Source organism: Allocoprococcus comes, assembly GCF_013300725.1.
Lineage (GTDB): Bacteria > Bacillota > Clostridia > Lachnospirales > Lachnospiraceae > Allocoprococcus > Allocoprococcus comes_A.
In genome coordinates this window covers 20,640-27,720 of record NZ_JAAIMM010000034.1, presented here as the reverse complement: position 1 = coordinate 27,720, position 7,081 = coordinate 20,640, and the positions used below count along the sequence as shown (strand labels likewise).

Below are 7,081 nucleotides of genomic sequence, written 5' to 3'. Positions count from 1 at the left end.
TGAGGATATTTCTGAAATTATAAAAGTAAATATTGAAACCGTCAGAGGATGGCTTGCAGGACACACTCCTGCTAAAAAATAGTAATAGGATACCCTCATACAGGTCAAGAAAACAGAAATGTCCCGTATGGGGGATTTTTATATACCGAAAAACAAAACAGAGGCGTTGAATGAACATACAACAATTAACTTACATTGTAGAAATCGCAAATTGCAAAAGCATTTCCCGCGCAGCAGAGTACCTTTTCGTCTCGCAGCCTGCCCTGTCCCAGCAGATCCGTAATCTGGAAAAGGAACTGGGATACCGCGTGTTTCGCAGGACAAGCAAGGGGCTGGAGCTTACGGAAAAAGGGAAGCTTTTCTACGAAAAAGCACAGAAAATGCTGGAGGACTGGAATCATTTTAAAGAGGAAGTGATTTCAGGGACAGAACATAAAAAATTAAAGATTGGACTTGGAGCCAGAGTGTATTCCAACCGACTATTTCCAAAGATTGCCAGATATTTTGAAAAGCATCCGGAGCTGGAGGTTACGTTTTATACAGAAGCCGGACTGGATGCGTATGCGGCGATCAAAGATGGATCCCTTGATATGGCACTGGACCGGATGCCGGAAAATGAAATTGGTATGGAGAAATGTGTCTGTTTTGCAAAAGAACTGATTCGTGAGAAGCAGTGCATACTGGCGGCACCGGATCATCCGCTCGCACAGAAAGAAAATGCTTCAATTATGGATTGCAGGGAATATACCATGCTCACGGGACTGGAACATTCGGTGGAAGACCGCCTGCTCAGAAAGACATATGGAGAGCAGAATATTACATGGAAGAGAGTCATCCGTTCGGACAGTATTGATACAGTGATGAAGATGGTGAAAAGTGGAAGCGGGATTGCCATTGGACCACAGTCATTTGCGGAATACTATGGTGTCACGGCAGTGCCGCTGGTTCCTGCCAGGCAGGACAGTCTTTATTTTGCCTGCCTGAAATCAAAGAAAAAAGAGCCGGAGATACGGGATTTTCAGAGGTATCTGGCTACTCTGGTTTCCAGTGTTTGTCCAGATTAAATCCGCGTCCCTGTACTTCCTGTACCTGGGAAACGATGATAAAACTTTCCGGGTCGATCAGATGGACATTTTTCTCAAGCTGGACAAGCTCGCGGTTGGAAATGACGGTGAGTACCATGTTCAGCTGCTGACTGAGATAACCGCCCTGAACCGGAATGATGGTTGCACCACGGTCGATTTGCTTAAGTACAAAATTGCGGATTTCATCCGAATGTTTGCTGATGATCTGGACGGCAATCCGTGAAGTGCCGCTGACGATCAGCTTATTCATGACAAGCGTGTAAATGATCACATACAAAATTGCATAGAGTACCTTGTCAACCGGCTGATAAAGCGCCTGTCCCAGGATGACAAAGAAGTCGATAATGTACAGACCGGCTGAAACCGGAAAACGGAAATATTTATTCAGAATCAGCGGAGGAACATCAACGCCTCCGGTAGAAGCGCCGGTACGGATGATCATCCCAAGAGAGATTCCGATTCCGATCCCTGCAAAGAGTGTGCAGAGGATCAGGTTGTCCGTCAGGACATAATCTCCAAGGATCTGATTGAAAAATTCCAGTGCAATCGGATACATGAAAGAACTTAAAATTGCGGAAAGAGTATATTTTTTTCCGAGAAAAATATAGGCAAGCACCAGCATGACAATGTTAAAAGCGAGTACCAGCGAGGAAAGTGGGATCCCGGTTATGCGTTGCAGGATCAGTCCGATTCCGGTTGTGCCTCCGGCAACAAGGTCGGCAGGAAGAAGAAAAACTCTTGCCGAGAAAGCGTTGAGAATATTTCCCAGACAGATGATGAGAACAGAAGAGATCTGTTCTTTTCTTTTTGCGGTAAGATTCATTGGTTAGTACCTCCATAAGTCGATACCTCTAATTTAGGAGAAATGGAAGCAAATTGGAAATACATTCTGTGAATAATGATATAAGAAAAACTTATAACGCAACCGTCATTGTGTTCTTGAAAAAGCACCAGAATATGCTAAAATTGATATAAATGAGAGAACATGAGGAGGTACAAAAGATGGGACATATTGTACAGCGTCTGGTCCGGAATGCCATCATGCAGGCAGTGAACCAGGCGATCCAGAAGAAGACACAGCAGGAAGCTGCAAAGTTTGGAAATGAATGGAAGGGAAGTTTTCACTGCCTGGTGTCCGGGTATTACAGCGGGATGACCGTCAAATATCTGATGCTTCCATTTGCAATCTTCTGTATTCTGTGTGCGGCAGGAAGCGGAATTGCCGGAGGGCTGACCTACAGTATCTGGTTTATCGTGATCGCAGTGGTGTGCCTGATTACGCGCAATTATGGAATGAAAAAGATGCGAGTCATCATTTACTGGGACAATGGCATGGCGTTTTATGATAAGGATGGCAATGAACTCGTACAGCTGCCACGGACCGCCATCGATCAGATGACAGTAAAAAACAGTAAGATTACCATATTGTGGGACGGCAAAGAGTATAAGATTATCAGAAACCCATTCGATAACGAAAAAGAAGTACGGGAAATGCTTAATTTCTATGGAAAAGACAGATAAGGAGTGACAGAAAATGATAACAAAAGAAGGAAGCTCTGATCGCACAGACCATCGAGGCAATGCGCACTTTCCTACCATAAGCAGGAGATTTAGGACATGAATTTTCAGATCACAGAATATTGCCATCACATTTTAGAAGAATATATAGAAGAAGGGGATATCTGCATTGATGCCACCGCCGGAAACGGCGGTGACACGGAGTTTCTGTGCAAAAAAGTCGGAGAAACCGGAAAAGTCTATGCTTTTGATGTGCAAGAGATGGCGATTGCTCACACCAGAGAACGCCTCGAAAGAGCGAATCTGTCTGCACGAGCTGAACTGATCCTTGACGGTCACGAAAAAATGCAGACCTATGTAAAAGAAGAAGCCAAGGCCATCATCTTCAATTTCGGCTATCTCCCCGGCGGCGACCACGAAATCGCAACCCATCCATCAACAAGCCTCGCCGCCATCGAGTCAGCCCTTAACCTGCTCAAAAAAGGCGGCGTCATAAACCTCTGCATCTACAGCGGCGGCGACACCGGCTACGAAGAAAAAGAAGCCATTTTGAATTATCTCAAAACATTAGACTCAAAAAAATGGCTCGTAATCGTAAACACTTACTACAACCGCAAAAACGATCCCCCACTCCCGGTATTCATCTATAGACTAAAATGATTTTATAGCTGATTACATTTGCCACATTTTGAACAGAGAAGCAAAATCCCTTTATTGTAAACATACTGGTTTTATCAGATGACTGGATTCAGAAAACAGTAATTGGATCAACTGAATCAACAAAGCTGTTTTGCGCTTTTTATGTCTGTCAAAGAAAATCATACCGGAACAAATGAACAAATAAAGCCGTTTTTGCGGTTTCCTGTTTGGCAAAAAAACTTTGTACTGGGGCAACAGTCACAACCAGTAAAGTAGATCTGCCAGGTACCCAAATAGAACATGCCAGATTCCATCCGAGGCAATGGAGATGAAACTCAGGCAATTATGGAAGCCATTGCTGACATAATTGCCGCTTTCAGAGGTTCATCGGAATGGTTTGCCGAGTGGAATCAGGCATGTTCTATTTGGGTACCTGGCCCACTAACTTTACAAGTAACACAAAAAAATACAAGAAAACCGCAAAAATCCCCTCAAAATGTGGTATACTAACAGACAGTACCGCAAAAAAGCGGAATATGGAAGGAATTTTTATGGCAGAAGCAAAATTTAAAAAACCAGAACTGACAGACCGGGATCTTATCGATTTTTATTTCAAAAAGTACCCAAGCAGAAGCTGCGACCGTACTTTTGCAAATGTATATCTGTGGGCAAGGTTTTACGAAGTAGAATTTGCACAATATAACAACGTTCTCCTGTTTCGGGACAACAGTGCAGGTTACGGCTATGCATTTCCGGCAGGTGAAGATGAAGATGTAAAAGCAGCGATTGAAGATATCATGAAGTGGGAGAAAGAAAAAGGCGTTCCATTCTGTCTGTATGGGGTGACAAAAGAGAATTTCGCCAAGCTGGAAACATGGTTTCCAGGCAAATTCGACATCACCTATCACAGAGATGAGGCGGATTATGTCTATGAAAGTGAGAAACTTGCAACACTTTCCGGCAAAAAGCTGCATGGCAAGCGGAATCACGTCAATAAATTTAAAGCACTTCACGGAGATAACTGGAGTTACGAAACGATTACAGAGGATAATCTGGAAGAGTGTTTTCAGATGGCACTGAAATGGCGGAATCTGAATGGCTGTGAAGATGATGAAGAGAAGAATTCTGAGATGTGTGTAACACTCAATTCACTGCGTCTTTACAAAGAACTGAACCTGACCGGAGGTCTGCTCAGAGTTGGTGATGAGATTGCTGCATTTACGATTGGAGAAGCGGTAAATGACGATACCTTTGTAGTTCATATCGAGAAAGCTTATGCGGACGTGGAAGGTGCGTATACCATGATCAACCAGCAGTTCGTAGAGCATGAAATTGCCGGAAAATACGAATATACCAACCGGGAAGATGATGTTGGAGAAGAAGGCTTAAGAAAGGCCAAGCTTTCCTACAAACCGGTATTTATGGTAGAAAAAGGTGTTGTGACATTAAAAGAAGACAGCGAAAAGGAGTGTGCAAAAGATGATATCTAAGAAGATGGAAAATATGGTGGCAAACAGTTCGGCGATCCGTGCCATGTTTGAAGAGGGAAACCGTCTTGCAAAAATTTACGGACCGGAAAATGTATTTGATTTCAGTCTCGGTAATCCAAATGTACCGGCACCGAAAGCCGTAAAGCAGGCGATTCTTGATATTCTAGATGAAGAAGACGAACTGGTGCTTCATGGATATACTAACAGCAATGCGGGATATGAAGATGTCCGCCAGGCTGTAGCTGAATCTCTGAATGAGCGCTTTGGTACTGCGTTTGCAGCAAAAAATATTACGATGACAGTTGGCGCCGCAGGTGGACTGAATGTTATTTTAAAAGCACTGTTAAATCCGGGAGATGAAGTGATCACATTTGCACCGTATTTTGGAGAGTACAGAAGTTATGTCAATAATTTTGACGGTGTTCTGGTTGAAATTTCACCGAATACCGTAGATTTTCAGCCAAAGCTGGATGAATTTGAGGCAAAGATCACACCAAAGACAAAAGCAGTGATCGTTAACACACCGAATAATCCGACCGGTGTTGTCTATTCCGAAGAGACGATCAGGAAGATGGCAGAGATCATGGAGAAGAAGCAGAACGAATACGGAACAGAGATTTATCTTATCTCTGATGAGCCATACCGTGAGCTCGCTTATGATGGTGTGGATGTACCGTATCTGACCAAGTATTATGCCAATACGATCGTAGGATATTCTTATAGTAAATCTCTTTCCCTGCCGGGAGAGCGAATCGGATATCTGGTGATCCCGGATGATGTAAAAGATTCAGAGACACTCATTGCAGCAGCCAATGTTGCAAACCGTATCCTTGGATTTGTCAATGCGCCAACCCTGCAGCAGAAGGTGGTTGCAAGATGTCTGCATGAGAAGACCGATATTTCATACTATGACAGAAACAGAGAGACTCTTTACCAGGGACTCATAGATTGTGGATTTGAATGTGTCAAACCGCAGGGTGCATTTTACCTGTTCATGAAGACTCCGATCGAGGATGAAAAGGCATTTTGCCAGGAAGCAAAAAAATATAATCTGCTTCTGGTACCGGGAAGTTCTTTTGGATGTGCAGGATATGTCAGAATTGCATATTGTGTAGCTTATGAGACAATCGTAAATGCACTGCCGAAATTCAAAGAGCTTGCAAAAGAATATCAGTTAGGATAAGACAAAAGCAAAAGATGTGACAGAAAGGTGAGAAAGCAAGATGAGAGAATTTGAGAAAAATATCCGAAAAGTAGAACCTTATGTTCCGGGTGAACAGCCACAGAAAAAAGTGATCAAACTGAATACCAATGAGAATCCGTACCCACCTGCACCGGGAGTTCTTGCAGCAATGAAAAAGCTGGAGGGTCATGTGGACAGTTTAAGGCTGTATCCGGATCCGACATCTGATGCACTGGTTAGTGCACTGGCGGACTTTTATCATGTTGGAAAAGATCAGGTTTTTGTGGGCGTGGGATCTGACGATGTTCTTTCTATGTGTTTCCTTACCTTCTTTAACTCGGAAAAACCGGTTTTCTTTCCGGATATTACATACTCCTTCTATAAGGTATGGGCGGATCTTTACCGGATTCCATACGAATGTAAGAAGGTAGATGAAAATTTCCGGATCGTAAAAGAAGATTATTATCCGGAAAATGGTGGTGTGATCTTCCCGAATCCAAATGCACCGACATCCATCTATGAAGATCTGGAATTTGTAGAAGATATCATCAGACACAACCAGGATGTCATTGTGATTGTGGATGAGGCATATATTGATTTCGCAGGAGAGTCAGCACTTTCTCTTCTGGACAAATATGACAATCTGATCATTACACAGACATTTTCAAAGGCAAGATCAATGGCTGGAATGCGTATTGGATATGCAATCGCAAGCCCGCTCCTGATCAAGTATTTAAACGATGCAAAATATTCGTTCAATTCTTATACTATGAACAAAACTTCTCTGGTGTATGGAGCAGAAGCGGTAAAAGATAAAGAATATTTTGCTGAGACAACACGTAAAATTGTGGAGACAAGAGACTGGGCAGAAGAAGAATTCAAAAAGCTCGGCTTTGTATTTCCAAAACCAAGCGCAAACTTCATCTTTGTATCACATCCGGAATACGATGCAAAAGAACTCTTTGAAGCAATGAAAGAAAAAGGAATCTATGTGCGTTTCTGGGGAAGCGAGCGAATTGAGCAATATCTGCGCGTGACGATCGGTACGAGAGAAGAGATGGAAGCACTCTTTGCCTTCCTCCGTGAATATATGATGTAAGTGTTAAAAGCATAAATTGCGTTTGTGCTTGCACAAATAACCAATTTATGCTTATTGACACGTCGAA

Annotated in this window: 7 protein-coding genes; 6 read left to right on the top strand and 1 reads right to left on the bottom strand. The window is 43.0% G+C overall.

All coding sequences use genetic code 11. The features are described from left to right. Positions 1-170 precede the first annotated feature (170 nt). Positions 171-1,064 (top strand): LysR family transcriptional regulator, encoded by an 894-nt coding sequence (locus G4407_RS14660; protein WP_173689488.1) that lies wholly within the window; start codon positions 171-173, stop codon positions 1,062-1,064. Here G4407_RS14660 and G4407_RS14655 read toward each other — a convergent pair. After that, entirely contained in the window at positions 1,033-1,908 is an 876-nt protein-coding gene (locus tag G4407_RS14655; protein ID WP_173689487.1) for a YitT family protein, read from the bottom strand. The genes G4407_RS14660 and G4407_RS14655 overlap by 32 nt on opposite strands. Positions 1,909-2,087: 179 nt before the next feature. Here G4407_RS14655 and G4407_RS14650 point away from each other — a divergent pair, with 179 nt between their 5' ends. The 5 genes from G4407_RS14650 to hisC all read left to right on the top strand — a co-directional run bounded on the left by G4407_RS14650 (position 2,088) and on the right by hisC (position 7,014). Then, entirely contained in the window at positions 2,088-2,606 is a 519-nt protein-coding gene (locus tag G4407_RS14650; RefSeq protein WP_173689486.1) for a hypothetical protein, read from the top strand. A gap of 96 nt (positions 2,607-2,702) precedes the next feature. Further along, positions 2,703-3,263, top strand: a complete 561-nt coding sequence (gene mnmM, locus G4407_RS14645) for a tRNA 5-(aminomethyl)-2-thiouridylate-methyltransferase MnmM (protein ID WP_173689485.1) — start codon at positions 2,703-2,705, stop codon at positions 3,261-3,263. A gap of 530 nt (positions 3,264-3,793) precedes the next feature. Next, the gene (locus G4407_RS14640; RefSeq protein ID WP_173689484.1) at positions 3,794-4,732 is read left to right on the top strand and encodes a DUF2156 domain-containing protein; all 939 of its coding nucleotides are present in this window, start codon (positions 3,794-3,796) and stop codon (positions 4,730-4,732) included. Then, on the top strand, positions 4,722-5,915 hold the full coding sequence (locus G4407_RS14635; protein WP_173689483.1) for a pyridoxal phosphate-dependent aminotransferase: 1,194 nt from the start codon (positions 4,722-4,724) through the stop codon (positions 5,913-5,915). Before G4407_RS14640 ends, G4407_RS14635 begins: the two co-directional genes overlap by 11 nt. A gap of 40 nt (positions 5,916-5,955) precedes the next feature. Further along, positions 5,956-7,014, top strand: a complete 1,059-nt coding sequence (gene hisC, locus G4407_RS14630) for a histidinol-phosphate transaminase (protein WP_173689482.1) — start codon at positions 5,956-5,958, stop codon at positions 7,012-7,014. Positions 7,015-7,081: the final 67 nt, after the last annotated feature.

Bases quoted from the DNA above. Each gene is read 5' to 3' on its own strand.
- G4407_RS14660 (WP_173689488.1), top strand. From the start codon at position 171: ATGAACATACAACAATTAACTTACATTGTAGAAATCGCAAATTGCAAA.
- G4407_RS14655 (WP_173689487.1), bottom strand. From the start codon at position 1,908: ATGAATCTTACCGCAAAAAGAAAAGAACAGATCTCTTCTGTTCTCATC.
- G4407_RS14650 (WP_173689486.1), top strand. From the start codon at position 2,088: ATGGGACATATTGTACAGCGTCTGGTCCGGAATGCCATCATGCAGGCA.
- mnmM (WP_173689485.1), top strand. From the start codon at position 2,703: ATGAATTTTCAGATCACAGAATATTGCCATCACATTTTAGAAGAATAT.
- G4407_RS14640 (WP_173689484.1), top strand. From the start codon at position 3,794: ATGGCAGAAGCAAAATTTAAAAAACCAGAACTGACAGACCGGGATCTT.
- G4407_RS14635 (WP_173689483.1), top strand. From the start codon at position 4,722: ATGATATCTAAGAAGATGGAAAATATGGTGGCAAACAGTTCGGCGATC.
- hisC (WP_173689482.1), top strand. From the start codon at position 5,956: ATGAGAGAATTTGAGAAAAATATCCGAAAAGTAGAACCTTATGTTCCG.